Raw genomic sequence first — 26,222 nt, 5'->3', positions numbered from 1 at the left:
CCCTTTGTCTGGACTATAGTTTTACAGGACAGGTCATCAGGAAAGGGGATAAAAATGACAAGAACAACCAGGGTAATCTCCTGGACAGCAGGGATTTTCTTGTTGTTGATCGTGGTCGTCGCCATCATTATCGCGACGTTTGACTGGAACCGTCTTAAGCCGACCATCAACCAGAAAGTCTCAACCGAACTGAACCGCCCCTTCGCCATACGCGGTGATTTAGGGGTCGTGTGGGAGCGTCAGAAAGAGGAGCCCGGCTGGCGAAGCTGGATCCCGTGGCCACACGTCCACGCCGACGACATCATTCTCGGTAACCCGCCGGATATCCCGGCGGTCACCATGATCCACCTGCCGCGCGTTGAGGCCACGCTGGCCCCGCTCGCGCTGTTCACCAAAACCGTCTATCTGCCGTGGATCAAACTTCAACAGCCCGACGCGCGCCTGATCCGCCTCTCAGAAAAAAATAACAACTGGACCTTTAACCTTGCCAGCGACGGCGAAAAGGATCCGAACGCCCAGCCTTCTTCCTGGTCATTCCGTCTCGACAATATTCTCTTCGATCGCGGGCGGATCGCCATCGACGACAAAGTCAGCAAGGCCGACGTGGAGATCCTGGTCGATCCGCTTGGCAAGCCGCTGCCGTTTAGCGAGGTCACGGGGACGAAAGCCAAAGGTGACACGGCAAGCGTGGGCGACTATGTCTTCGGCCTGACGGCAAAAGGACGCTACAACGACCAGCCGCTCAGCGGTAAAGGGAAAATAGGCGGCATGCTGGCGCTCCGGAGCGAAGGCACGCCGTTCCCGGTGCAGGCGGACTTCCGCTCCGGTAACACCCGCGTGGCGTTTGTGGGGACGGTCAACGACCCGATGAACATGGGCGGCGTCGATCTTCAGCTTAAATTTGCCGGTGATTCGCTGGGCGAGCTGTATGAGCTGACCGGCGTGCTGCTGCCGGATACGCCGCCGTTCGAAACGGACGGGCATCTGGTCGCCAAAATCGATACCGAAAAAGCGTCTGTTTTTGACTACCGTGATTTTAACGGCCGCATCGGCGACAGCGATATCCACGGCTCGCTGACCTACACCACCGGAAAACCGAGGCCGAAGCTGAAAGGGGACGTTGAGTCCCGTCAGTTGCGTCTGGCCGATCTCGGCCCGCTGATCGGCGTGGATTCCGGCAAAGGCACAAAATCAAAAGAGGTGAAAAAGGACATTCAGCCTGCGGGAAAAGTGCTGCCTTACGATCGCTTTGAAACCGATAAGTGGAACGTGATGGATGCGGACGTCCGCTTCAAAGGGCGTAAAATTGAGCATGGCAGCACGTTGCCGTTGAGCGATCTCTCGACGCATATCATCCTCAAAAACGCCGACCTGCGCCTGCAGCCGCTGAAGTTTGGCATGGCAGGCGGGACGATTTCCTCAAACATTCACCTGGAAGGCGATAAAAAGCCGATGCAGGGCCGGGCGGAGATTCAGGCGCGCAGGCTTAAGCTGAAAGCGCTGATGCCGAACGTCGAGCTGATGCAGAAAACCCTCGGCGAGATGAACGGCGATGCCGACATTCGCGGCGTGGGTAACTCCGTGGCGGCGCTGCTGGGCAGCGGTAATGGCAACCTGAAGCTGCTGATGAACGACGGGCTGGTGAGCCGCAACCTGATGGAGATCCTGGGGCTGAACGTCGGGAACTACATCATCGGGCAAATCTTCGGGGATGATGAGGTACGGGTGAACTGTGCGGCGGCCAATCTGGATCTGGTGAACGGCGTGGCGCGTCCGCAGATTTTTGCCTTCGACACGGAAAACGCGGTGATTAACGTGACCGGAACCGCCAGCATGGCCTCCGAGCAGCTTGATCTGACGATTGACCCGGAGAGTAAGGGGATCCGTATTATCACGCTGCGCTCGCCGCTGTACGTGCGCGGGACTTTCAAAAATCCGCAGGCGGGCGTGAAGCCCGGACCGCTGATTGCGCGTGGTGCGGTGGCTGCGGCGCTTGCGACGCTGGTTACCCCAGCCGCAGCGCTGCTGGCGTTGATATCGCCGTCAGAGGGCGAGGCGAATCAGTGCCGGACCATTTTGTCACAGATGAAGAAGTAAGGTGCGGCCTGTTATTTCCGGGTGGCGCTGCGCTTACCCGGCCTACATTTGAATCGTAGGCCGGGTAAGGCGTAGCCGCCACCCGGCATTAGCTTACAGAGCCTGGTGCTTCGTCTCGTGCGTCAGCAGCAGCGCAATCAGCGTCAGCGCCGCCATGGCCGCCAGATAGACGCCCACATAGAACAGACCATAGTTTGCCTGCAGCCAGGTGGCGATATACGGCGCTACGGAGGCGCCCAGAATAGACGAGACGTTATAGGAGAACGACGCGCCGGTATAACGCACTTCCGTTGGGAACAGCTCTGGCAGCAGCGCACCCATCGGGCCGAAGGTCAACCCCATCAGGCTCAGGCCAATCAGCAGATAGGCCATCACCAGCGCCGGGCTGCCTGAACCCAGCAGCGGCGGGAAGACGAACAGAGCAAACAGAATGATCAGCGTGGTGATGGTAATCATGCTCGCGCGACGACCGAACTTATCCGCCAGCAGCCCCGCAATCGGAACCATCACGCCAAACCCGATCACCGCCATCATCAGCATCCACAGCACTTCGTTACGCGGCAGACCCAGCCCAACCGGCGCGGCGGCGGTACTGAAGGTCATGGAGTAAACGGTCATGATGTAGAACAGCGTGTAGGTGGCGAGCATGATAAACGTGCCCAGCACGGTCACGCGCACGTGTTTGGTCAGCAGCGTGCCCAGCGGCACTTTCACCTGCTTGTTCGCCGCAGCCACTTTCGCGAAAACCGGGGTCTCATGCAGAGAAACACGCACATACAGGCCAATCAGCACCAGCACGGCTGAGAAGACAAACGGGATACGCCAGCCCCAGCTCATGAACTGTTCATCCGTCAGCAGCCAGGAGAGCAGCAGGAACGTCCCGTTGGCAAAGAAGAAGCCAATCGGTGCGCCAAGCTGCGGGAAAGAACCATACAGCGCGCGCTTGCGCGCCGGGGCGTTCTCGGTGGCCAGCAGCGCCGCGCCACCCCATTCACCACCCAGGCCCAGACCCTGACCAAAACGCGCCAGCGCCAGCAGGACCGGCGCCAGAATGCCGATGGTCTCATACGTCGGCAGCAGGCCGATGGCCACGGTGGAGATCCCCATCGTCAGCAGCGAGGCCACCAGCGTCACTTTACGCCCAATGCGATCGCCAAAGTGTCCAAACAGCGCGGAGCCAATCGGACGCGCAACAAACGCGATAGCAAAGGTCGCCAGGGACTGCAGCGTGGCCGCCGTCGGATCGCCCTGCGGGAAGAAAATGTGCGGGAAGACGATGACCGCCGCGGTGGCGTAAATATAAAAGTCGAAGAACTCGATGGCGGTGCCAATCAGCGAGGCGACGACAACTTTATTGCGCGAATTTACCGGAACGTTTTCCGTTTCTGAGTCGAGTGTGGTGGCGGTTGCTTGCATAATATTTTCTTATTTTTGTCGAACGAAAGGCCATATTACGCACAGCAAAAGCGACATTTCAATCTGTAACAAAGCCGCGACCTGGTGATAAAAGCAACAAAAAGGGGATAATTTTCAGGCTAGCCAAAACACGTCTATGAAATGCTTCACAGATTTTAAATATCAGTCAATAAAACTGGTTTTCGGTTAAATAAAAGTTACGGACTGGATTTATATGCTGAAATGATGAATCGGGCTGAAATTTCAGCCCGGGAGTGGCGTTACCGGTGTGTTTTACCCGGCATTCTCGGGTCGTCTTTGTACTCGGCAGTGGCAATCCATGCTGCGCAGAACAGGGTTAAACGTGCGAAGAAATAGAAGAACGCCATTAACCCCAGCACCGAGCCGAACGCCGCGCCGGAAGGGGATTTCACCAGTGACGGCAGGGTGTAGGTCATCACGATTTTGATCACCTCAAAGCCGATCGCCGCGATCAACGTGCCGCGGATCAGCGCCTTCTTGCGCGGACGATGACGGGGCAAGCGCCAGAAGATCCAGAAGAACAGCAGATAGTTGGCGAAGACAGAAATCGCCAGCCCAATGCTGCGCCAGGCGGGCTTCAGCCATTCGATGTAATCAAGATAGAGCGCGGAGATGATCATCTGCTGCGCGGAGCCCGCCACGGAGGTAATGGAAAGCGTCACGATGAGCGCGACGAGCAGGCCAATCAGCGAAACAAAATCACGGAGATACTTAACCCAGATTTTCTCCTGGTCCTGCGGCTTACGCTCCCAGACGTCGCGCGACTGGGCGCGAATGGCCTCGCGAAGGTTGCCCATCCAGTTAACGCCGGAGTAAAGGGCAATCAGCAAGCCGACGATACCGACGGTGGTACGCTGCTGCACGGCGGTATTGATGGTGCTTTTGAGCGTGCTGGCAAGGGTTGGGTCACTGACGTTATTCAGGATCTTATTAAAGATATCCTGCAGCAGCGTCGGGTGTGAGGCGAGCACAAAACCGGCCGCCGCAAACGACACCATCAGGATCGGGATCATCGACAGGAAGGAAAAATAGGTGATGGCGGCACCAAACTGGTTTCCCATGCGGTCATTAAAGCGCTCGGTCGCGCGTATCAGATGCGCAATCATGGGAAACTGCTGAATTCTGGCGACAATGCCGGTGACGGTCCCCAGCGCTTTGCTGGCGGTACCAGGGGATCTGGCCTCTTCAGGCCCGGTTTCCATCTTTTTGACGGGCTCATACTCTAAATGTTGGGTGGGTCGTTGCGGGTTGTTTTCCGGCGTCACGCGACTTTTCCTTTTCGTTTGGCTGGATGTTATTGAATTATAGCTTGCGACTAGTCCACGTAAGCTTTTGTGAGTTCGGTCAGCCACTCCATGAACAGATGTACCCGGCGGGAGAGGTTGCGCCGGTGGGGATAAATCAGGGAAACAGGCATCGGTTCGGCCCGGTATTGCGGGAGGATTTCAACCAGCTTCTTCGCGCGCAGCAAATCTCGTACCCCAACCCGTGGAACCTGAATGATGCCCAGCCCGGCGAGGCAGGCCGCCTGGTAGGTTTCGGTGCTGTTAACGGTTAATACCCCGCCCGTTTTTATCCACTGCGTCGCACTGCCGTTATAAAACTCAAAGCCCTGCGGACGGGTTCCCAGCATAGCGGTGTAGTGAATGACGGCGTGCGAGCCTAAATCGTCCAGCGTGTCCGGGTAGCCAAAACGCGCCAGATAGTCCGGACTGGCGCAGTTAATCACCGACAGCTTGCCCAACGGTCGGGCAATCAGCCCTGAATCCTTCAGCGTGCCGACGCGTACCACGCAATCAAACCCTTCGCGGATCACATCCACCAGACGATCGCTGCTGCTGAGTTCCAGCTCAATGCCCGGATAATGCTGCAGAAACGCAGGGAGTTTGGGGATGACTAAATTTCGAGCAACGGCGACGGGCATATCCACGCGAAGCCGTCCGCTGATGCTGGAGGGATCGTGCTGAAACATCCCGTCGAGTTCATCAAGGTTTGCCAGCAGATCTTTTGCCCGTTCGTAATAGACCATGCCGTCCTGCGTCAGGCTGACGCGACGCGTGGTGCGGTGCAATAGCTGGGTGCCAAGCCGGTTTTCCAGGGCCTGAATCTGCCGCGAAACGCTGCCTTTTGGCAGCGTTAAAGTTTCTGCCGCGCGGGAAAAACTCTCCAGTTCCGCGACGCGGACAAACAGCTGCATTGCGTGAATTTTATCCATAGATGAAGCTCATTGTTGTTTCCGATGAAACAGTGAAGCGTTTTAACCCACCTTTATTGATCTTCTATCACCTAATAAGCTCTTACTCAATCTCCATAACAGCCAAAACGAGGTTTATGATGACTGAACGTATCGCATTAGTGACGGGTGGTAGCCGTGGTTTGGGTAAAAACGCGGCCTTAAAGCTGGCGGCAGACGGCACGGGAATTGTGCTGACCTACAACCGTAGCCAGCAGGAAGCGCTGGCGGTTGTGCATGAAATTCAGCAAAAAGGCGTTAACGCGGCGGCAATACAGCTTAACGTCGGGGAAGTCACAAGTTTTGATCATTTTGCCCAACAGCTTCAGGAAACCCTCCGAACCGTCTGGCAGCGTGAAACCTTTGACTATTTATTGAACAATGCCGGAACGGGTTTATATGCGCCCTACACCGACACGACGGAAGCTCAGTTTGATGAGGCGCTGAACATTCATTTCAAAGGACCTTTCTTCCTGACCCAGCGCCTGCTGCCGTTGCTTAACGACGGCGGACGGATCCTTAACGTCTCCAGCGGACTGGCCCGTTTTACCCAGCCGGGCTCGGGAACCTACGCGGCGATGAAGGGGGCGATGGAAGTGCTGACGCGTTATCAGGCGAAAGAGCTGGGGGCGCGCGGTATTTCCGTCAATATCATTGCGCCTGGCGCGATCGAAACCGACTTTGGCGGCGGACGCGTGCGCGACAACGCGGATCTGAACCAGATGCTGGCATCCCAAACAGCGCTGGGACGGGTGGGGCTGCCGGACGATATTGGCGATGCCATTGCGGCACTGCTCAGCGACAAACTGGGCTGGATGACTGCGCAACGTATTGAAGTCTCGGGCGGCATGTTCCTGTGATATCTGCGCTTAAGGAAATCCTTAAGACGAATGTGTCCAGATACTGACAGATATAAAGAACACGGGGGATTTGTAACGGCTCCATTCGTTGAGTTTTTTCTTAAATAGCGCCTCTGTAGAATCCCCCTTCGCTATTCTCAGAGGGGAAAAAACGATGCGAGTAATCATGTTTGACAGGCAGTCACTCTTTATTCACGGAGCGATACACAGTCTTCAGGCGCTAATCCCGGAAATAACTATAACAGGGACCTGTCAGGCACAAGATTTATGGGCTCAGGCTTCTGCTTCGCCGTCAGCTATCGTCATGATTGATGGGAATTTAATTCAGGACGAAGGGAGCGCTTTGCTGGAAGCGATCGTGCATCGCTTTCCGGCGATACGCGTGATTCTGGTTTTGGCGAAAAAAGAGGCCAGATGGGTGGAGCAACTGCGGCAGCGAAACGTCATGGCCATTATTCCCCGCAATGCCAGTCCCGAACGGTTTTCCGCCGTGCTGGATTCGGTAGCCCGAGGGATGGTCTGTTTTCCCGGAGAGTGGGTCCGAGAGCCGACGTCGTCTCAGGCGTTATTATCCTTAAGCGAGCGCCAGCGCGAAGTGTTGAAACTGCTGGCGGCGGGGGAGTCAAATAAAGAGATTGGCCGCAATCTCAACATCAGTGCGGCCACGGTAAAAGCGCACCTTGAGGCACTTTTCCGGCGGCTGGACGTGAAAAACAGAACGCAGGCAGCCATGTACTATACCCGGGCGACGGCCTGAATAAGCGCGTCGGGGAGCGACGTTATCTCTCCGAAACTGAATATCATCATGACCAGCGCATCATGCTGCTGTTGGGTTAATGGACGTGTCAGATTTTCCCGCAGCAGCGTCTCACACAGCCGTATATCTTCATGCAGCAAATGGTCTGCCTCCAGCGGTGTGACAGGACCGTGAAAATGTTCCTGGTCACGGATAACGTGGCCATAGCCGATAACCCATAATCCGTGTTCGTCACGATATTTTTCCAGAGAAAGACCCTGATGTTTTTTTATTAACGCGATGGCGGCAGATGATATTTTCAGCCCATGCTCTTTCATATTCGTTTCCTCTTAATGGCGACACTGTAGAGGAAACGGCTTACGAGAAATATCCGCCAAATGGCTGTTGATCACGCCTTGTTATTCAGATATTCATGCCGCAATAAACCAAATAACCAGTCATTATGCCAATGCCCCGCAAGGAAATAGCTTTCGCGTAATTCGCCCTCCAGACGAAAGCGGACTTTTTCCAGCACACGTCGTGAGGCGATATTGCCCGCCGTGACGGTGGCGGTAAGTCGGCGTATATCGCCTTCTTCAAAGGCATAGCGGCAAAGCGCCTGCAGGGATTCGAAGCCGTAGCCTTTTCCCTGCGCCTCGGGGGCGAAAAGGAAACCCACTTCGGCACAATCCACCTCCCGATGAATATACCCGGTGACACCCAGCGGGGCCCGGGAGGCGGCGTCACGCACGACGAGGCACAGCCAGTGCGCGCTGCCTGGCGTCCAGGGCGTCAGACGGGCATCGAACGCCTCGCGAATAACTGCGACGGGGCGGTCTTCCGCCACAAAGCGCATGACGTCGGGATGTTGCTGTAATGCCAGAAAAAAGGGCCAGTCTTCTTCCTGCAAAGGTGAGCAGTTCAGGCGAGGGGTAATTAAAACGGGCATTCAGATTCTCCTGACACTTTTTAAATGATTTTAGGGTTGTCACTTTATTTCAACAGAAAGTCAGGTATGGTTAACCGCGTATAAATAAAAAGAAAAAAGGCCGTCTCGTGCCCATTCCGGATGTCTTCGTTGTCGCTTAAGGAAAACAATGACTCTCAGCACATCACATCATATTCGCGAACAGTTCGAACACTGTCTGGCGGTCATTCGCCATGCGTCGGTGGAAATTTTGCTTCTTCTGAATGTACATGCATCTGAGGGCAAAGATCCACGCTGGTTTCTGGAACAACTGGACAGCGCGCGATTAGCCCTGGGCGGCTGGGGAGCCGTGGCGAAAAAACTCAACCTGAATGATGCCGAGATGTCGGAATTTACGCTCCAGCTGCGCCTGCTGCAGCAGCGCGTGCCGCAGTATGAAAGCGGACAGGATGTGAGTGAAAACCAGTTGATTGCGGCGATGCGCTTTGTCACCGCGCTGGAGCACCTTCGCCTGCAGCAGCCGCTGTTGACCTACAGCACGGAGCTGTCTCCGGGCAGCGAACTCCAGCAGCAGCAGGCGCACAAGCAGGTGCGGGCGATAGAGCTGATGATAAAAGGGCTCATCCAGCAGGCCTGGCCCGATCAGGTCAAGCTGAACAACCATCTCAAGACTTTGTTTAACGCCGATCGCGTACGGCGCTGGCTGAAGCTGGGCGAGATCAACGATGTGCTAAGCGGCATGATGTTCAGCGAGCTGGCACAGATGCTGGTGGATAAAAAGGAGTTCAGCCGCTATTACGCTTCGCTGTTCAGCGATCCGTCCATGCTGACGCTGCTGGTTGAACCGCGTAAAACACTGCAAACCTTCCTCGATGACATTCGGCAAATTCGCAACAACATCACCGTTCAGAAAACGTTGAGCTCGGCGCAAATTCAGCTGCTGGATAACTACTACGCACAGATCGCGCGGCCCGTTCAACGCGCGTTTGAAGAGGGGAGAACGCGCGTCAATCCGGCGGGATTCATGGCGGTAGATGCCAGCGAACTGCATACCTTCTGGGAAAAGGCGCAGAAAATGGATCGGGTCACCGGCGGGGATCTGTTTGAAGTCCGCGACACCATTGAAAAGCCGACCCAGCGCGCGCCGCGCACCCCCGAACAACGCGAGCAGCTCATTTCCGGTGCGTTATGGGGGGCAGTTGGCGTTATGGTGATTGCCATCGTGGCCGGGGGATTCTGGCTGGTGACCAGCAGTAAACCGCAGCCTGCGGCCGTCAGCGCGGCTGAAGCGGCACCACCACAGGAAATGCGTGAAACGCCTTCCTCGCGCGAAACGCTCACGCGCATGGGAGTGACCTGGGACGAGAATAATTTCCGCTCGGCCATTAACCGAAACGATACCCGCGTGACCCAGCTCTTTTTGCAGGGCGGTATGGACTGGAAGCTGTCCTGGACCGAAGAGGCGATGTCGGCAGGCTATGACGACGTGCTGGAGCTGATGTTACGCTACCGGCAAAACATGGTGGAGGAGAAGCCGTGTCGGCGCTTCATCAACACACTCAGCCACGCAATGTCGAACGGCGAGTCTCTGACCTCGGTACGTAAAGAGTACCTCAAAGCTTTCTGCACTGTGCCTGCGGTGGTAAAACGCCAGCAGCACGATCTCGACATGGCCACGCGCCGTGCGAAGTCACAGCCGGATGCCACCACCAAAAAATGGCAGTCTATTCAGAGCGCCATTTATGAAGTGATTCGCTGATCTCTCCTCCCTCTCCCTGTGGGAGAGGGCCGGGGTGAGGGCATCAGACCGCACCCCACTTAAGGCTCCCCATACAACCCAATCAGCCGCCGCACCACGCCGTTTGTCCAGCCAAAACCGTCCTGCAGCGGATACTCACCCCCGCCACCTTCGCGCGGCGTGCTGCTGGCGATGTGGTACTTCTCAATCAGCTTATGGTGCGTCTGATAAAAATGGTTCACCGTATGCAGCCAGCTCCAGGCGATCTCATCCCCCAGCGAGTCGTTGCCATACTGCTTGAACCCTTGAATCGCCATCCACTGCAGCGGCGCCCAGCCGTTGGGTTTATCCCACTGCTCGCCGGTTTCATACTCGGTCGCCAGAATCCCGCCCGGCGTGAGCAGTCGTGCCTTGACCGCATCCGACAGGCGCTCAGCCTGCTCATGGGTCGCCATACCGACATACAGCGGCACGATGCTGGCGGCAGAAAACAGCGCCAGCTCTTCACGTCGCCAGTCGTAATCGCGGTAACAGCCGCTCTCCTCGTCCCACAGGTAGCGGTTCACCGCCTCGCGACGATCGCTGGCTTTCTGGCGGAACAGGTCGGCCGTCTCTTTGTCCCCTTTCGACGCCGAGATGTTGGCAATGGCGCTTTCCAGCTTGAACAGGAAGGCGTTGAGGTCGATGGGGATAAACTGCGTCGTGCGGATGCTGGCGAGCCGCGACGGATCGCGCAGCCAGCGGGACGAATAGTCCCAGCCGGACGCCGCCCCCGCCCGCAGGTCGCGATAGACCTCGTTTGGCGGTCGCCCCGAGTGGCGCGCGGTTTCTACGTCCTCAATCCACGATTCGTCGCGCGGGGTATCACGGTCATCCCAGTAGCGGTTGAGCAATGAACCGTCCGGCATGCGCACGGCGCTGCGGTAGGCCTGGTTAAGCAGCAGCGACTCCGCGCCGTCCATCCAGAAGGCGTACTCCATTTTGAGGTGATCCAGATAGCGTTTCGCACCGCGCACGCCGTCCTCCTCAAACAGTTCCACCATCAGCGCAAAGACCGGCGGCTGGGAGCGGCTGAGATAATAGGTACGGTTGCCGTTGGGGATATGCCCGTAGCGTTCAATCAGCCAGGCGAAGTTGTCCGCCATGCACTTCAGCAGGTCGTTACGACCGCTCTCCGCCAGCCCCAGCATGGAGAAATAGGAATCCCAGTAGTAGGTCTCGCTGAATCGTCCGCCGGGAACGATATAGGCCTGCGGCAGCGCCAGCAGAGAAGACCAGGGAATATGATCCTGCGGCTCGCGCGTCAGCACCGGCCACAGGTTATCAATGTGCTCCTTCAGGGAGAGGCCCGGGTCGGAGACATACTCGGTGCCGAACGTTTCCGGCATCCAGAAGTGGTTCTCCACAAACTGGCGCAGGTCGAAGTCCCGGTGGCGTCTGACCTTGCGGTAGCGGATCAGGATATCCAGCGGATCCATTTTCGGCGCGCAGTCGGGGAAGGTTTTGCTGTCCGCAAACAGCCGCGTCGACTGCACATGCTCGAACAGTTCAAGATAGCGGTCTGCGGGCGTCAACGCATCGGAGGCGGGTAGCCCCTCGATCATTTCGGGTTCCGGCTCCGCCTCAATCATTTCATCCAGTTTCAACTCGCAGGGATCGGTCTCGTAGCGCAGCTCTTCTGCAATCTCGAATTCGATGTTCTCGGTAGCCTGTAGTTTCTGGTTGAACATGGTGATAGGGACCTCCGGTTGTGTGTTCAAAAGACAGGTTTATCCGGGCGTCTTATAAGCGTAGACATTCGCTTCGGTAGAGGGGGAGGAATATGTGCGGTAGATCACTATTTTCGGAGCATTCGTTTTGCAACGATTTATGTATGTTAACAGTAGCCTCTCCAGGAGAGGCTACTGAACAAGAGGGGAGCCTGCCGGATTAAAGGCCTTGTTTTAGCCGCGTAGCAATCGGTTCAAATTCCTCGGTGGAATGGCGCTTGAGCGTATCAGGTGCGTTATCCTCAATGGCTTTCCAGTAGGCCCACGGCACCGGTTTTTTCCCCAGCTCATAGTCCATGGCGTCCCAGGCATCTTCACGAAACGCATAAAATGCCCAGTGTGCATGATGTTTGTCGAGGACGGTCAGGACATCATTAAGCCACTGCCTGCAGCCCTGCAGCGTGCGAACGCAGCCAAACTCTCCCGCGACAACCCGGTTGGCCGGAATACCGTGCTGTTTCGCCCAGTCAAAGGGCGCGTTCATCCATTTCTCTATGGCCGTAGCGTCCCATTTCACCTTTTTACCGCCGAACGTGACCATGCCTGGATAGTCGAACGGCACTTTGCGGCGTGCATTTGGCGCGCTGGTGAAATCATAGGGCTCGTACATGTGGAAGCTGTAGAGCACCCGCTTATCCTCAAGCGCGGACGGCCAGCCAGAAAAACCACGCGCGGAGGCGTACCAGCCTCCATCGACCATAATCGGTGTGGTGGCATCGACCTCGCGGATGGCGGCAATAATCTGATTGTAGAGAGCGGGAAGGTTACGCGCCGTGCTTTGCTGCTGCTGATACCAGGTTTTTAACGCCTCTGGCGACGCCTGCTCGCTAATGTTGCCTCTTTTTTCAGGCGCGGGTTCATTGACCAGGTTCCAGGCCGCAATGCCCGGTTCGTCCTTCAGGGCCTGGGCCAAATCACGCCAGAACTGAGCGGCTTCCTGCCAGTATTTTTTATCCTGCCAGATGCGGTCATCAAACTGGTTATTGTTATTTTGCGCCCAGCGCATGCCGGGTAAAGAGAGTGGGGCAATAACGACCTGTAGCCCGGCCGCGTGGGCTTTCCTGATGGCGGCTTTGAGCGTCGCGAGGTCTGCGGCCTCGAGCCCACGGTAACCGTCGGCGTTGCCGAGAAGAAAATCTCTCCCGGCAGGTTTCCATTTATCATAAGAGAGGCGAACCCACGTCGCGCCATAGCCACGCAGCGCATCATAGTATTCCTGCGTGGGTGGCAGGCGGTTAAAGCTGTTTCCGCCGTGCTGAGGGGTATCCCAGAAGGTGATTTGATCAGATGAGGAGGCAGCAAAGCAAAAAAGAAGCAGGGTCAACCCGATAAGCGCTTTCATCTCAATTCCTTTTTAGCGTGATGATGATTTTATATTCGCCGGGATGATGAGGCTTTGTCTTTAAATTATCGAGCCATATAAAAAAACTGGCCCGCAAAGGCCAGTTTTGATGACGTGCTTTCCTGCGAAAAGCCCTTAACGCATGGTCACAAACTCTTCCGCCGCCGTTGGGTGGATTGCCACGGTGTTATCGAAATCTTTTTTCGTTGCGCCCATCTTCAGCGCCACGGCGAAGCCCTGCAGGATCTCGTCCATGCCGAAGCCGATGCCGTGGATACCGACAATCTTCTCGTCCGGACCGACGCAGACCAGCTTCATGCGGCACGGCTGACGGTGCGAGGTGACGGCGGTATACATCGCGGTGAAGGCCGATTTATACACTTTCACCTGGTCGTCGCCATACTGCTCGCGCGCCTGCGGCTCGGTTAAGCCGACGGTGCCGATTGGCGGGTGGCTGAAGACCACGGTCGGGATGTTGCTGTAGTCCAGATGCTCGTCCGGCTTGTTGTTAAACAGGCGCTCGGAAAGACGACGACCCGCCGCAACGGCCACCGGGGTCAGCTCAACCGCACCGGTATTGTCGCCGACCGCGTAAATGCCCGGTACGCTGGTGTTCTGGAATTTATCGACGACGATATAGCCTTTTTCGTCGGTTTTCACGCCGGTCACGCCCAGGTTGAAGTTATCGTTCGCCGGTTCACGGCCAATCGCCCAGATCAGGCAATCGACGGTCTGGCTGCGACCATCTTCCAGCTCCAGCGTCAGGCTGCCGTCTGCATTTTTTACGACCGCTTTTGGCACGGCGTTGGTATGCAGTGTTGGACCTTCGGTGTTCATCACTTCAACCAGTGTATCAACAATCAGCGGATCGAAGCTGCGCAGCGGCGCGTGTTTACGCACGAACAGGTGCGCTTCAGCCCCCAGACCGTTAATCACGCCAGCCAGCTCCACCGCGATGTAACCCGCGCCCACCACGGCAACGCGTTTTGGCAGGGCAGGCAGTTCGAAGAAACCGTCGGAGTCGATGCCGTATTCCACGCCCGGGATGTTCGGGTGGCTTGGACGACCGCCGGTAGCGATCAGGATGTGATCGGCGGTGATCGTCTCACCGTTCACTTCGATCGTTTTCGCATCAACGAAGCGAGCGAAACCGTGGATAACGTCGACGTTATTTTTGCCCAGCACGTTGTCGTAGGAGGTATGAATACGGTCGATGTAGGCGGTACGGCTGGCGATCAGCTTGTCCCAGTCGAAGTGGTTGATGGTGGTGTCAAAGCCGTAGTCCGGGCCATACATGTGGATAGCTTCACGGATTTGCGCCGCATGCCACATGACCTTCTTCGGTACACAACCCACGTTCACACAGGTGCCGCCCAGCGCTTTGGCTTCAATCAGCGCGCACTTCTGGCCGTACATGGCCGCGCGGTTGATGGAGGCGATGCCGCCGCTGCCGCCGCCGATGGCGATGTAGTCATAATGCTTAGTCATAGCTTTTGTCCTTAATCGTGAATTGCCGCGATTGTATACCTGAAATCAATAGTTTCCACCGATGGCTGCGATTACTCCGGCACGATCCAACTGACGGAGGTATGGCCCGTACCGGCTGGCACCAGCGTTTTGTGCAGCCACGGCAGCACGTTGTTCATCTGCGCTTCGAGCTTCCACGGCGGGTTAATGACGATCATGCCCGAGGCGGTCATGCCGCGCTGGTCGCTGTCCGGACGTACCGCCAGCTCGATCTGCAGAATTTTGCGGATGCCGGTCGCTTCCAGGTCTTTGATCATGCGTTTGATTTGCGCACGCAGCACCACCGGATACCACAGGGCGTATGTCCCGGTGGCGAAGCGTTTGTAGCCTTCGTGGATACCGGTCACCACCGCCTGATAGTCGGTTTTGATTTCGTACGGCGGGTCGATCAGCACCAGGCCACGACGGGAGACCGGCGGCAGCTTGGCTTTCAGCTGCTGGTAGCCGTCGGCTTTTTCCACGCGGGCGCGGCTGTCTTTCTGAAATTCAGAGCGCAGCAACGGGAAGTCGCTCGGGTGCAGCTCGGTCAGCTGGATGCTGTCCTGCTCGCGCAGCAGCTGGCGGGCAATCAGCGGGGATCCCGGGTAGTAGCGCAGCTGGCCGTTGCGGTTGAAGTGATTCACCACGCCGATGTACGGCTCCAGCTCGGCAGGCAGGTCGTCCTGCTGCCAGATGCGGGCGATCCCTTCCAGATATTCACCGGTACGCTCGGCATGCTCACCGCTCAGCTGATAACGGCCCGCGCCTGCGTGGGTGTCCAGATAGAGAAACGGCTTCTCTTTCTCTTTGAGCGATTCGATGATCAGGCTCTGAACGGTGTGTTTAAGGACGTCGGCGTGGTTGCCTGCGTGGAAGCTGTGGCGATAACTGAGCATGGGTAATGATATTCCGCTGAATTGACGATTTGCCACAGTTTACAGCAGAACGGCGCAGATTACCCGTAGGCCCGGTAAGCGCAGCGCCACCGGGCTCTTTTCGACAACGTCTGGCATTGAAATCCTCTACACTTAACCCCATTCTAGATCGCATATGCACAGCGCCGGATGCGCGCTTCATTCATCTTATTCAACAGGACAGCGTTTATGACCAATCCATTACTGACGCCTTTTTCGTTGCCGCCGTTTTCTAAAATCCTCCCCGAGCATGTGGTTCCAGCCGTTACGCAATCCCTGGACAACTGCCGCGCGGCGGTAGAAAGCGTGGTAGCGCAGGGCGCGCCGTACACCTGGGAAAATCTGTGTCAGCCGCTGGCCGAAGTGGACGACGTGCTGGGGCGTATCTTCTCCCCGGTAAGCCACCTGAACTCGGTAAAAAACAGCCCGGAGCTGCGTGAAGCCTACGAGCAAACCCTGCCGCTGCTCTCTGAGTACAGCACCTGGGTCGGCCAGCACGAAGGGCTCTACAAAGCCTACCGCGACCTGCGCGACGGTGACCATTATGCCGAACTGAACACGGCGCAGAAAAAATCGGTCGATAACGCCCTGCGTGATTTTGAGCTGTCCGGGATTGGCCTGCCAAAAGAGAAGCAGACCCGCTACGGTGAAATCGCCGCGCGCCTGTCTGAGCTGGGCAACCAGTACAGCAACAACGTGCTCGACGCCACCATGGGCTGGACGAAGCTGATCACCGACGAAGCGGAGCTTTCCGGCATGCCGGAAAGCGCTCTGGCGGCGGCAAAAGCTCAGGCCGAGGCGAAAGAGCAGGACGGCTTCCTGCTAACTCTGGATATCCCGAGCTATCTGCCGGTGATGACCTACTGCGACAACCAGGCGCTTCGCGAAGAGATGTACCGCGCCTACAGCACCCGCGCCTCCGATCAGGGGCCGAATGCCGGTAAGTGGGACAACAGCCCGGTCATGGCGGAAATCCTCGCCCTGCGCCACGAGCTGGCCCAACTGCTGGGCTTCGAAAACTACGCCGATAAATCCCTCGCCACCAAAATGGCGGAAAATCCGCAGCAGGTGCTCGACTTCCTGACCGATCTGGCGAAACGCGCCCGTCCACAGGGTGAAAAAGAGCTGGCCCAGCTGCGCGCCTTCGCGAAAGCGGAGTTCGGCGTGGACGAGCTGCAGCCGTGGGACATTGCTTACTACAGCGAAAAACAGAAGCAGCACCTCTACAGCATCAGCGACGAGCAGCTGCGCCCGTATTTCCCGGAAAACAAAGCCGTTAACGGCCTGTTTGAAGTGGTGAAGCGCATCTATGGCATCACCGCCAAAGAGCGTACCGATATCGACGTCTGGCACCCGGACGTGCGCTTCTTTGAACTGTATGACGAGAAAAACGAACTGCGCGGCAGCTTCTATCTCGATCTCTACGCGCGTGAGAACAAGCGCGGCGGGGCGTGGATGGACGACTGCGTGGGCCAGATGCGTAAAGCAGACGGTTCTCTGCAGAAGCCGGTCGCCTACCTGACCTGTAACTTCAACCGTCCGGTGAATGGCAAACCTGCGCTCTTTACCCACGACGAAGTGATCACCCTGTTCCACGAGTTCGGTCACGGTCTGCACCATATGCTGACCCGCATCGAAACTGCAGGCGTGGCAGGCATCAGCGGTGTGCCGTGGGATGCGGTCGAACTGCCGAGCCAGTTTATGGAAAACTGGTGCTGGGAGCCGGACGCGCTGGCGTTTATCTCCGGTCACTATGAGACCGGCGAACCACTGCCGAAAGAACTGCTGGATAAAATGCTGGCAGCGAAAAACTACCAGGCGGCGATGTTTATCCTGCGTCAGCTGGAGTTCGGCCTGTTCGATTTCCGCCTGCACGCCGAGTTCAGCCCGGAGCAGGGCGCGAAAATTCTTGAAACCCTGGCCGAGATTAAAAAGCAGGTTGCCGTTATTCCTGGGCCAACCTGGGGCCGCTTCCCGCACGCGTTCAGCCATATCTTTGCAGGCGGTTACGCGGCGGGTTACTACAGCTACCTGTGGGCCGACGTGCTGGCGGCGGATGCCTTCTCTCGTTTCGAAGAAGAGGGGATCTTCAACCGCGAAACCGGCCAGTCGTTCCTCGACAATATCCTGACCCGCGGCGGTTCCGAAGAGCCAATGGTGCTGTTCAAACGCTTCCGCGGACGCGAGCCGCAGCTGGATGCGATGCTTGAGCATTACGGGATCAAAGGCTGATTGTTACGTGAAGATCTGCTTAGTGGATGAAACGGGCGCCGGAGACGGCGCCTTATCTGTTCTGGCCGCCCGCTGGGGGCTGGAGCACGATGATGAAAACCCGATGGCGCTGGTGATGACACCAGAACATCTCGAATTACGTAAGCGCGACGAACCGAAGCTCGGCGGGATTTTTGTCGATTTTGTCGGTGGTGCCATGGCGCACCGGCGCAAGTTCGGCGGCGGTCGCGGCGAAGCGGTGGCTAAAGCGGTTGGGATTAAAGGAAGCTATCTGCCGGACGTGGTGGATGCCACGGCGGGGCTGGGGCGCGATGCGTTTGTGCTGGCGTCTGTCGGCTGTCGGGTGCGGATGCTGGAACGTAACCCGGTGGTGGCGGCCCTGCTCGACGACGGTCTGAGCCGTGGCTACGCGGACCCGGAAATCGGCCCGTGGTTGCAGGAGCGTTTGCAACTTATCCATGCCTCGAGCCTGACGGCGCTGACCGATATCACCCCGCGCCCGCAGGTGGTCTATCTCGACCCGATGTTTCCGCACAAGCAGAAAAGCGCGCTGGTGAAGAAAGAGATGCGGGTGTTTCAGTCTCTGGTGGGACCTGATCTGGATGCGGATGGCCTGCTGGCGCCGGCTCGCCAGCTGGCGACGAAGCGGGTGGTGGTGAAGCGCCCTGACTATGCGCCGCCGCTGGCGGACGTTGCCACGACCAATGCGGTGACCACCAAAGGGCACCGGTTTGATATCTACTCAGGCACGCCGGAATAAAAAAAGCCGGGTGGCGGCTTCGCCTTACCCGGCCTACAGTTAGTGCCGTTTGTAGGCCCGGTAAGCGTTAGCGCCACCGGGCTTTTTTGCACTTACTCGTCTTCTTCGTCACGCAGTGGAACAATCAGCATATCCACGTGAACGGTGTTAATCAGCTGGCGCGCGGAAGACATCAGCTTGCTCCAGAAGTCCTGATGGTGACCACACACCACCAGGTCCATGTCATATTTCTTGATCGCATCAACCAGTACCTGGCCCAGGTCGCCGCTGCCGCTCAGGGTTTCGGTAATCGGGTAGCCTGCGTTAGTGGACAGTTCGCTCAGGGCGTGGTGCGTCTCTTCGGAGATACGCTTCTGCATATCGCCCAGATTGACGTCGATCAGACCGGTGTAGAGGTCGGAGTAATTCACATCAACGTGAATCAGCGAAACTTTCGCGTTGTAGGGACGTGCCATGGATACCGCTTTATCAACCAGCACTTTGCTCTCCGGGGAGAGGTCTACCGCGATGAGAATGTGTTTGTAAGCCATAGTGTTACTCCTTCCTTAAGTTATCGATGACTAAATGGGAAAGCCGTCGTCTGATGCTTTCATTACGGCCCAGTTAAACATATTTTTCAAGCTTTGGTGTTGATAACGATTAACCTTGTGGCAAAAAAATTAACGGATCTCCTACACTATTAAATGAGCCGTTCGGATATTAAAACGCGAACCGGATCGACTTTTGGTCATTCTTTCACTGAACTGTCTGTCAGGGCATTGGGGTGCGGTAGCTCAGAAGCCTTGCTTCGTGGGCGGACGCCGGGGAGGATGTATGATTAGCACCGTCGCATTGTTTTGGGCGTTATGCGTGGTTTGCATAGTGAATATGGCGCGCTACTTCTCATCGTTACGTGCGCTGTTAGTGGTACTTCGTGGTTGCGATCCGTTGCTTTATCAGTATGTGGACGGTGGAGGGTTCTTCACCTCGCATGGACAGCCCAGCAAACAGATGCGTCTGGTGGGATATATCTACTACCAGCGCTACCGCGATCATCACGATGAAGAGTTTATCCGTCGCTGCGAGCGCCTGCGTCGTCAGTTCATTTTAACCAGCGCCCTGTGTGGCCTGGTCGTGGTCAGCATGATTGCATTGATGATTTGGCACTGAGCATCACAACAGGCGGGGTCAGCCCCGCCTTCTTTCCTCTGGCTCAGGGCTTAACCGTGAACCGAAGATTGGAGAGATTGGTCTCAATCGAAGTAACCTTCCCGCTATAGGCGATGTTAACGTCTCCGTTTGTATCAATGCTGGCCGCAGTAATTGTACCCGTACCTTCAATGACAGGATGCTTCATTGCCAACTGATGGATAATGTCGGTGTCTTTCCCTGTTATCTTTTCCGAGAGATAGTAACGGTAGATTGTGGGTACGGTGGCGCCACCCTGATTGTTCACTGTCATATAGAGCCAGACGCTGTCAGATAATTTATAAACGTGTTGAAGTGCATCGTTATTTCGCTGATTGGGCTGGTGGTTTAGCCACACAAATCCAATGACCAGAGCCAGAAGCGAAACCGTAACAAGGCGATGAATCCATTTAGTAGCCGTTTTGAATGGCATACTCTATTCCTTATCTGATATTGCGTTGGTCCGTTGGATCGTCCCCGTAAGGCGGCTTTTCGTACCATTTTCCCCATTCAGGTTTTGACGTGCCAGCACGGCTTTGAGCCCAACCTGCTCCCATAAGAAGGATGTTTGCAGGAATGCCTGCTGCAGTTCCGGCGGCTCCGAAGTTGAAATTACCAAATGCAGCAAAATAAGGGTCGAACTTTTTGTAATCCCAGGGACCACCATTTCGGACTTTTTGGTAGAACCAGTAATACGTTGAGGGAGTGGCCATGTTACGCGACATGCCATGAAGACGTGCTTCACGCATATTATTTGCTATAACCATTGAGCCAGGTCCTGAAATTGGGACAGAAGCCATACATTCTCCTTTGTCTGGTTTTTCTTCTGACCGTCATCATAGTGTTATCTTCGCAGCTCTTTTGAGCAAAAAATGTTCAGGAAATCCTAATGTTATAAACTGTTCGATTGCAAATAACAGCCATAAAAAAAGCGGGTCAGTTTCCTGACCCGCTTTTTTGTCGCTTTCAACCGATTAAATCAGCTTCAGCGAAATCCAGTACAGCCCACCAGACAGCAGGATGGATGCCGGAAGGGTGAACACCCAGGCCATCAGAATGTTGGTCACGGTTTTGCGCTGCAGGCCGCCACCGTCAACAATCATGGTACCTGCCACGGACGAGGAGAGTACGTGGGTGGTGGATACCGGCATACCGGTGTAGCTCGCCAGACCGATAGACACTGCCGCCGTCATCTGCGCGGACATACCCTGCGCATAGGTCATGCCTTTCTTACCGATCTTCTCGCCGATGGTGGTCGCCACACGGCGCCAGCCAATCATCGTACCGATACCGAGTGCCAGTGCGACCGCCATGATGATCCAGATTGGCGCGTACTCAATGGTGTTGAGCATATCGCCTTTCAGTTTCTTCAGGAGACGCTGGTCGTCAGCATTCACGTCAGGCAGCTTCGCCACTTTATCCGTTACATCAGAGATGCACAGCATAATGCGACGCAGCTGACCACGCTGCTCAACGGTCAGTTTGTCATAACTTTCGATATTGCCCAGCATGCCTTTGGCACGTTCCAGCGCGTTAATCGCGTTTGCCGGATGGCAGTGGAATTCGCCAGGCGCGGTGGTAGCACCGGCTTCCGGAGACGGGATCAGCTGGTCAACGCCGGTCGCTTTTTTCACCAGCTCAGGGTGCTGCTGGAAGTAGGTTTCAACGTTGTTAACCGCATCACGGGTCCGGGTGATTTCGTAGCCGGAGGCGTTCATGTTAACCACGAAGCCTGCCGGAGCAACGCCGATCAATACCAGCATCACCAGACCAATGCCTTTCTGACCATCGTTCGCGCCGTGTGAGAAAGCGACACCGATTGCGGAAATGATCAGGGCGATACGCGTCCAGAATGGCGGCTTTTTCTTGCCGTCTTTCTTTTCACGCTCTGCTGGCGTCAGGTGAATACGGGAGCGTTTTTTGGTATTGCTCCAGTAACGACGCAGGATGAAGATCAGCCCGCCTGCCACCACCAGACCCACGATAGGGGAGACGATGAGAGAGGCAAAGATCCCCAGTACTTTCGGGATATTTAACGCATCAACAACCGATGTACCGGTCATGAGGGCGTTGGTTAACCCGATACCGATAATCGCGCCGATGAGAGTGTGAGAACTGGATGCAGGCAGGCCGAAATACCAGGTACCGAGGTTCCAGATAATTGCAGCAAGCAGCATTGAGAACACCATAGCGAGGCCATGGCCAGAACTTACGTTAAGCAGCAGATCTGTTGGCAGCATATGCACAATGGCATACGCAACGCTCAGTCCGCCCAGGAGGACACCAAAAAAGTTAAATACCGCCGCCATAACAACCGCAAGCTGCGATCGCATTGCGCGAGTGTAGATAACCGTCGCTACTGCGTTTGCAGTGTCGTGGAAGCCGTTGATCGCTTCGTAAAACAGTACAAAAACCAGAGCAAGCAAGAGTAAAAGCCCGGTATGTAAATCCAGGCCGGCAAACAAATGTAGCATAGGACGTTACGCCATTTTGAGGACATGAACGCGGCGCATTATCCAGGACAAATGCGCAACGGGCAAAGTGAAATATAGACTTTTTTTGACATACCACCTGAATTGAGAAAAGTGCCTGAAAGGATATTCTTTAAATTTCAATGAAATGGCTTTGTAATATCTTTTTACGCTGGTGTGACCACAGAGGAAACTTTACAATCCGCGGCAGTTAACAAAGAGGGTTTTGACGTGGAAAGGTTTGATGCCGTGGTAATTGGCGCCGGTGCGGCGGGTATGTTTTGTGCGGCAATGGCCGGACAGGCGGGTCGTCGCGTGCTGCTGCTGGATAACGGTAAAAAGCCAGGCCGTAAGATCCTGATGTCCGGCGGCGGACGCTGCAACTTTACTAACCTGTATGTTGAACCCGCGGCCTATTTGAGTCAAAACCGTCATTTTTGTAAATCTGCGCTGGCGCGTTATACCCAGTGGGACTTTATCGACCTGGTGGGAAAGCACGGTATCGCATGGCATGAGAAGACGCTGGGCCAGCTGTTCTGCGACGACTCCGCGCAGCAGATTGTCGATATGCTGGTGGCCGAGTGCGAGAAGGGTGGCGTGGTCATGCGCCTGCGCACCGAGGTGCTGGAGGTTTCCCGTGACGACCAGGGCTACACGCTGCAGCTCAACGGCGAAACCGTCAGTGCCGATAATCTGGTGATCGCCAGCGGCGGCCTCTCTATGCCGGGGCTGGGCGCTTCCCCGTTCGGCTATAAGATTGCCGAACAGTTTGGCCTGAACGTTTTGCCTACGCGCGCCGGGCTGGTGCCGTTCACGCTGCATAAACCGCTTCTGGAACAGCTTCAGACGCTGTCTGGCGTGTCTGTTCCCTCAGTTATCACCGCCGAAGACGGCACGGTGTTTCGCGAAAACCTGCTCTTTACCCATCGCGGCCTCTCCGGCCCGGCGGTCCTGCAAATCTCCAGCTACTGGCAGCCGGGAGAGTTTGTCACGGTTAACCTGCTCCCGGACTGCGATCTCGATGCATTCCTCAACGAGCAGCGTACCGCGCACCCGAATCAAAGCCTGAAAAACACGCTGGCAATGCAGCTGCCGAAGCGTCTGGTGGAGTGTTTGCAGGTGCTGGGGCAGATCCCCGACGTGTCGCTTAAGCAGCTTAACAGCCGCGAGCAGGAGACGCTGGTGGAGACCCTGACAAACTGGCGCGTGCAGCCAAACGGCACGGAGGGCTACCGCACCGCGGAAGTCACGCTGGGCGGGGTCGACACGAATGAACTCTCTTCCCGCACCATGGAAGCGCGCAACGTACCCGGGCTCTATTTTATTGGTGAAGTGATGGACGTCACCGGCTGGCTCGGCGGATACAACTTCCAGTGGGCATGGGCAAGTGCCTGGGCATGTGCTCAGGCGCTGGCAGAAGACAAGTGACATCAGCGCGCTGTCACTCGTCGCGGTTGGCTTTACGGGCTGACGGTGGTGACGTCCGTCACGGCCAGAATATTGCTCGCGGCCACGGTCCCCATCTTGATGTATGACGCGGCGGTAACGCCGCCGATATGCGGTGAAATAACCACGTTTTCTACAGACTGCCAGAGGTGCGGCGCCGTCAGCGGCTCGTGGGTAAAGCTGTCCAGCGCTGCGCTGTGCAGCGTGCCATCCCGGAGCGCCGCCAGTAACGATTCACTGTGGATCAGTCCACCGCGTGCCGTATTGACCAGAATGGCGTTCCGCTTGCAGTGTGCGAGCGTCTCGCTATTGATCATTCCCCGATTCTCATCGGTTAGCGGACAGTGCAAAGAGATGACATCGGAACGGGAAAGAAGTCCGGTCAGCGTCTCTGCGCGTTCGCACAGGGCGGGCATGGACTTAGCATAAGGATCGTAAGCCAGCACCTTCATACCGAAGGCATGACCAATAGTTGCCACGCGCGAGCCGATAGCGCCCAATCCGATTAGCCCCAGGGTTAATCCCTCCAGCTCAATGGATTTATGCGTCGCCTTATCCCAGTGCCCGTCTCGTAACCGCTTGTCCAGAGGCACCACGGACTTTGCGCAGGCGAGGATCAGCGCCCAGGTATGTTCAGCCACTGCCGCCGCGTTTGCGCCTGGGGCCGCGCGGACGGCGATATTGCGCTCGGCCGCTGCCGTCTGGTCTATCACATCGATCCCGCTTCCGTGCTTGGAAATAACCTGCAGAGCCGGGGCGGCATCCATGACTTTCGCGGTGATCCGGCCATAACGAACCAGAATCGCCACGGGATTGTGTCGTTCACACAGCGCGATCAGGTCATCTTCTGTCGGCTGGCGGCCCGCAAACACCACCTCAAAGCCCTGCAGCATCACCATGGCCTGCTCCGCCAGGTCGCTTCCGGTAACCAGAATTACGTCTTTGCCCCCCATCACAGCGTCTCCCCGTCAGCTAACATACCTGCCTTACGAAGCGCGTCATCAAGCCAGTGTGGACGCAAATCGCCTTCACGGATGGCGGCAAGACGTCGGGTCTCCATCTCCAGCTTTTCCTTTGCCAGCGCGATGACCTGCTGAACCTCATCACGCGGGATGACGACCACGCCGTCGATATCCGCCACAACCAGATCCCCGGCCTGAACCGTCGCCCCGGCGACTGAAATGGGATGATTAACCCGGCCAGAAATTAACTTTGTCGGGCCGCAGGGGTTCAGACCGGCAGAAAAGACAGGGTAGTGACCTTTGCTCAGGGAATCGGCGTCACGTACAGCACCGTCAATAATGATGCCCGCAATGCCGCTCGCCTGAGCCTGAGTGGCCATGATTTCGCCCAGCAGCGCGCAGCTCAGGTCGCCTTTGCCATCGACGATCAGGACATCGCCGGGTTGCGCAACCGCCATCGCGGCATGAATCGCCAGATTATCACCCGGACGGACTTCCACGGTGATGGCCGGACCCGCAACGGACATGTGAGGAGCCAGCGGTTTGATGCGACCGTGAAGCGTACCGCGGCGACCAGCCACGTCGGCCAGAATGGCTGCCGGATACTCGGCAGCCCGACGAACGTCCTCGGCAGAAACGCGTTCGAACTGGCGATTAATCGGTTTTTTTTCAGAAACGGACATGAATGCCTCCATATTGTTTTACTTAGTACAACGCAGGTTTACAGAACAAAACAACTATAGCGGTGTTGCTTTCCTTTTAGCCAGACCCGAGGTGGCGTTTGTGATGTAAACACGAAGTGACTCACAAAATTTGAGGTACACTCACTGCCGGGCTAACAAGGAGATAATGATGGGGAATGAAGGCGTTGTAGCGGTTGAAAAAGCGCTGGCTTTACTGGATTGCTTCCGTCCTGGGGATGAGAGCCTGACGCTGACCGCGCTGGCACAGCTGTCGGGTTATCACAAAACCACGGTTTACCGCTTGATGAATTCTCTTGAACGGATGAATTACGTCGTCAGGCATGAAGACGGCAATTATGCGCTTGGCCCACGTCTGCTTTACCTCGGCAAGCTGTATGAACAATCTTTCCATCTTTCGCGGGTGGTTCAGCCAGAGCTTCAGGCGCTCTCCCTGGCGTCTCAGGAAAGTGCCAGCTGGTATGTGCTGGAGGGTGGGCAGCGCCTTTGCCTGTTTCGCGCGGAAGCGTCGCACGGCCTGCGACACAGCAATCTTCCCGGCAGCCAGTTCCCGCTCGATAATTCGGCCATCAGTAAGGTCTTGCGCCATTGGGGGCTCAATGAGAGCCTGCCGGAGGGAGACGCTGAACTCCCCTTCTACACGTCAGGCGCACGCGATCCCCACACCGCGGCGTTTGCGATGCCTGTCTTCGGCGTTCACGACAAGCTGGTTGCGGCGTTAGCCCTGACCGGCCCCATCTCACGGCTGACGGAAGATCGTCGTGAGAAGGAGATAGGGCCTTTGATGAAGGTGGCGGCCAGCCGTCTGTCGCAGAAAATGGGAGCCAGTAAGCCCTTCTGTCAGCAGTTCTTTGGTGAAACGAGCGACGCGGCGGAAGACAATCTTTAAACGCAGAAGCGGGACACGTGTCCCGCTTTTGTCA

Annotated in this window: 24 protein-coding genes; 9 read left to right on the top strand and 15 right to left on the bottom strand. The window is 56.5% G+C overall.

The window, feature by feature from the left end; all coding sequences use genetic code 11:
- The first annotated feature begins 54 nt into the window (after positions 1–54).
- Positions 55–2,097: an AsmA family protein gene (locus KGP25_RS23120; RefSeq protein WP_223539668.1), complete on the top strand. Its 2,043-nt coding sequence runs from the start codon at positions 55–57 to the stop codon at positions 2,095–2,097.
- A gap of 93 nt (positions 2,098–2,190) precedes the next feature.
- Here KGP25_RS23120 and KGP25_RS23115 read toward each other — a convergent pair whose 3' ends face one another.
- From KGP25_RS23115 to KGP25_RS23105, 3 genes are all read right to left on the bottom strand, one after another.
- Entirely contained in the window at positions 2,191–3,513 is a 1,323-nt protein-coding gene (locus KGP25_RS23115) for an MFS transporter (protein WP_023617091.1), read from the bottom strand.
- Positions 3,514–3,773: 260 nt separating this feature from the next.
- Entirely contained in the window at positions 3,774–4,799 is a 1,026-nt protein-coding gene (yhjD, locus tag KGP25_RS23110) for an inner membrane protein YhjD (RefSeq protein ID WP_045909058.1), read from the bottom strand.
- 50 nt (positions 4,800–4,849) lie between these two features.
- Positions 4,850–5,749 carry a LysR family transcriptional regulator gene (locus KGP25_RS23105; RefSeq protein WP_045909057.1) on the bottom strand — a complete coding sequence of 300 codons (900 nt, stop codon included), beginning with the start codon at positions 5,747–5,749 and terminating at the stop codon, positions 4,850–4,852.
- 119 nt (positions 5,750–5,868) lie between these two features.
- On the opposite strand from KGP25_RS23105, the gene KGP25_RS23100 reads away from it, so the two are divergent.
- Both KGP25_RS23100 and KGP25_RS23095 read left to right on the top strand, forming a co-directional pair.
- Positions 5,869–6,627: an SDR family oxidoreductase gene (locus KGP25_RS23100; protein WP_223540605.1), complete on the top strand. Its 759-nt coding sequence runs from the start codon at positions 5,869–5,871 to the stop codon at positions 6,625–6,627.
- Positions 6,628–6,781: 154 nt separating this feature from the next.
- Entirely contained in the window at positions 6,782–7,384 is a 603-nt protein-coding gene (locus KGP25_RS23095; protein ID WP_223540604.1) for a response regulator transcription factor, read from the top strand.
- On the opposite strand, the gene KGP25_RS23090 is transcribed toward KGP25_RS23095, so the two are convergent.
- Together KGP25_RS23090 and KGP25_RS23085 are read right to left on the bottom strand one after the other, a co-directional pair.
- Complete coding sequence (locus tag KGP25_RS23090; RefSeq protein ID WP_045909054.1) at positions 7,363–7,701, bottom strand: lysozyme; 339 nt, start codon at positions 7,699–7,701, stop codon at positions 7,363–7,365. The two genes, KGP25_RS23095 and KGP25_RS23090, sit on opposite strands and share 22 nt — an antisense overlap.
- 71 nt (positions 7,702–7,772) lie before the next feature.
- On the bottom strand, positions 7,773–8,312 hold the full coding sequence (locus tag KGP25_RS23085; protein WP_045909053.1) for a GNAT family protein: 540 nt from the start codon (positions 8,310–8,312) through the stop codon (positions 7,773–7,775).
- Between the two features lie 148 nt (positions 8,313–8,460).
- On the opposite strand from KGP25_RS23085, the gene KGP25_RS23080 reads away from it, so the two are divergent.
- Complete coding sequence (locus tag KGP25_RS23080) at positions 8,461–10,050, top strand: STY4199 family HEPN domain-containing protein (protein WP_045909052.1); 1,590 nt, start codon at positions 8,461–8,463, stop codon at positions 10,048–10,050.
- A 59-nt stretch (positions 10,051–10,109) separates the two neighbouring features.
- Here KGP25_RS23080 and KGP25_RS23075 read toward each other — a convergent pair whose 3' ends face one another.
- The 4 genes from KGP25_RS23075 to KGP25_RS23060 form a co-directional block, all read right to left on the bottom strand.
- Positions 10,110–11,759 carry an alpha,alpha-trehalase gene (locus tag KGP25_RS23075; protein ID WP_024908843.1) on the bottom strand — a complete coding sequence of 550 codons (1,650 nt, stop codon included), beginning with the start codon at positions 11,757–11,759 and terminating at the stop codon, positions 10,110–10,112.
- Between the two features lie 199 nt (positions 11,760–11,958).
- On the bottom strand, positions 11,959–13,140 hold the full coding sequence (locus tag KGP25_RS23070) for a cellulase family glycosylhydrolase (protein WP_223539667.1): 1,182 nt from the start codon (positions 13,138–13,140) through the stop codon (positions 11,959–11,961).
- A gap of 135 nt (positions 13,141–13,275) precedes the next feature.
- Entirely contained in the window at positions 13,276–14,628 is a 1,353-nt protein-coding gene (gene gorA / locus KGP25_RS23065; protein WP_008503120.1) for a glutathione-disulfide reductase, read from the bottom strand.
- A 71-nt stretch (positions 14,629–14,699) separates the two neighbouring features.
- Positions 14,700–15,542 (bottom strand): 23S rRNA (adenine(2030)-N(6))-methyltransferase RlmJ, encoded by an 843-nt coding sequence (locus KGP25_RS23060; protein ID WP_008503119.1) that lies wholly within the window; start codon positions 15,540–15,542, stop codon positions 14,700–14,702.
- A gap of 207 nt (positions 15,543–15,749) precedes the next feature.
- Between KGP25_RS23060 and prlC the strand changes: the two genes are divergently transcribed.
- Complete coding sequence (prlC, locus tag KGP25_RS23055) at positions 15,750–17,792, top strand: oligopeptidase A (protein WP_048027782.1); 2,043 nt, start codon at positions 15,750–15,752, stop codon at positions 17,790–17,792.
- Positions 17,793–17,799: 7 nt separating this feature from the next.
- Positions 17,800–18,552, top strand: a complete 753-nt coding sequence (rsmJ, locus tag KGP25_RS23050; protein ID WP_048027777.1) for a 16S rRNA (guanine(1516)-N(2))-methyltransferase RsmJ — start codon at positions 17,800–17,802, stop codon at positions 18,550–18,552.
- Between the two features lie 92 nt (positions 18,553–18,644).
- Here rsmJ and uspA read toward each other — a convergent pair whose 3' ends face one another.
- Positions 18,645–19,082 carry a universal stress protein UspA gene (uspA, locus tag KGP25_RS23045; protein WP_003861223.1) on the bottom strand — a complete coding sequence of 146 codons (438 nt, stop codon included), beginning with the start codon at positions 19,080–19,082 and terminating at the stop codon, positions 18,645–18,647.
- Between the two features lie 283 nt (positions 19,083–19,365).
- Between uspA and uspB the strand changes: the two genes are divergently transcribed.
- Positions 19,366–19,701, top strand: coding sequence for a universal stress protein UspB (uspB, locus tag KGP25_RS23040; RefSeq protein ID WP_003861224.1), 336 nt, complete (start codon positions 19,366–19,368; stop codon positions 19,699–19,701).
- Between the two features lie 43 nt (positions 19,702–19,744).
- Here uspB and KGP25_RS23035 read toward each other — a convergent pair whose 3' ends face one another.
- The 3 genes from KGP25_RS23035 to pitA form a co-directional block, all read right to left on the bottom strand.
- A complete protein-coding gene (locus KGP25_RS23035) occupies positions 19,745–20,152 on the bottom strand; it encodes a hypothetical protein (RefSeq protein ID WP_223539666.1) in 408 nt (135 codons plus the stop codon).
- A gap of 10 nt (positions 20,153–20,162) precedes the next feature.
- Positions 20,163–20,519, bottom strand: coding sequence for a polymorphic toxin type 44 domain-containing protein (locus KGP25_RS23030; protein WP_223539665.1), 357 nt, complete (start codon positions 20,517–20,519; stop codon positions 20,163–20,165).
- A 174-nt stretch (positions 20,520–20,693) separates the two neighbouring features.
- Positions 20,694–22,193, bottom strand: coding sequence for an inorganic phosphate transporter PitA (gene pitA / locus KGP25_RS23025; RefSeq protein ID WP_223539664.1), 1,500 nt, complete (start codon positions 22,191–22,193; stop codon positions 20,694–20,696).
- 228 nt (positions 22,194–22,421) lie between these two features.
- Here pitA and KGP25_RS23020 point away from each other — a divergent pair, with 228 nt between their 5' ends.
- The gene (locus KGP25_RS23020) at positions 22,422–23,618 is read left to right on the top strand and encodes an NAD(P)/FAD-dependent oxidoreductase (RefSeq protein ID WP_048226402.1); all 1,197 of its coding nucleotides are present in this window, start codon (positions 22,422–22,424) and stop codon (positions 23,616–23,618) included.
- A 32-nt stretch (positions 23,619–23,650) separates the two neighbouring features.
- Here the strand turns inward: KGP25_RS23020 and KGP25_RS23015 are convergent, their stop codons facing one another.
- Both KGP25_RS23015 and KGP25_RS23010 read right to left on the bottom strand, forming a co-directional pair.
- On the bottom strand, positions 23,651–24,589 hold the full coding sequence (locus KGP25_RS23015; RefSeq protein WP_223540603.1) for an NAD(P)-dependent oxidoreductase: 939 nt from the start codon (positions 24,587–24,589) through the stop codon (positions 23,651–23,653).
- Positions 24,589–25,281: an RraA family protein gene (locus tag KGP25_RS23010; RefSeq protein ID WP_223539663.1), complete on the bottom strand. Its 693-nt coding sequence runs from the start codon at positions 25,279–25,281 to the stop codon at positions 24,589–24,591. Before KGP25_RS23010 ends, KGP25_RS23015 begins: the two co-directional genes overlap by 1 nt.
- A gap of 169 nt (positions 25,282–25,450) precedes the next feature.
- Here KGP25_RS23010 and KGP25_RS23005 point away from each other — a divergent pair, with 169 nt between their 5' ends.
- The gene (locus KGP25_RS23005) at positions 25,451–26,188 is read left to right on the top strand and encodes an IclR family transcriptional regulator (RefSeq protein WP_126534909.1); all 738 of its coding nucleotides are present in this window, start codon (positions 25,451–25,453) and stop codon (positions 26,186–26,188) included.
- Positions 26,189–26,222: the final 34 nt, after the last annotated feature.

Origin of the sequence: Enterobacter sp. JBIWA003 (genome assembly GCF_019968825.1) — a bacterium.
GTDB lineage: Bacteria > Pseudomonadota > Gammaproteobacteria > Enterobacterales > Enterobacteriaceae > Enterobacter > Enterobacter quasiroggenkampii.
Note: the sequence above shows the minus strand (reverse complement) of the source record. Positions and strands in the feature narration are given on the sequence as shown.